At 57.0% G+C, this 470-nt stretch carries 1 protein-coding gene; it reads left to right on the top strand.

Features of this window, described 5'->3' with window-relative positions; all coding sequences use genetic code 11:
• The coding region (locus tag FWJ25_RS20870) for a polyubiquitin (RefSeq protein ID WP_223163294.1) at positions 1-373 on the top strand (373 nt) is incomplete at its 5' end.
• Between the last annotated feature and the right edge of the window lie 97 nt (positions 374-470).

Genomic DNA, 470 nt, shown 5'->3' with positions numbered 1-470 from the left:
CCAGGACAAGGAGGGCATCCCCCCGGACCAGCAGCGTCTGATCTTTGCTGGCAAGCAGCTGGAGGATGGTCGCACCCTCGCGGACTACAACATCCAGAAGGAGAGTACCCTTCACCTTGTTCTCCGCCTCAGGGGTGGTATGCAGATCTTTGTGAAGACCCTGACTGGAAAAACCATAACCCTGGAGGTTGAGAGCTCGGACACCATCGACAATGTGAAGGCGAAGATCCAGGACAAGGAGGGCATCCCCCCGGACCAGCAGCGTCTGATCTTCGCCGGCAAACAGCTGGAGGATGGCCGCACCCTAGCAGACTACAACATCCAAAAGGAGAGCACCCTCCACCTTGTGCTCCGTCTCCGTGGTGGTCAGTAAGTCATGGGTCGTTTAAGCTGCCGATGTGCCTGCGTCGTCTGGTGCCCTCTCCATATGGAGGTTGTCAAAGTATCTGCTGTTCGTGTCATGAGTCGTG

The organism is Marinobacter salinexigens (genome assembly GCF_008370345.1).
Taxonomy (GTDB): domain Bacteria; phylum Pseudomonadota; class Gammaproteobacteria; order Pseudomonadales; family Oleiphilaceae; genus Marinobacter; species Marinobacter salinexigens.
This window is presented reverse-complemented; position numbering and strand designations above follow the sequence as displayed.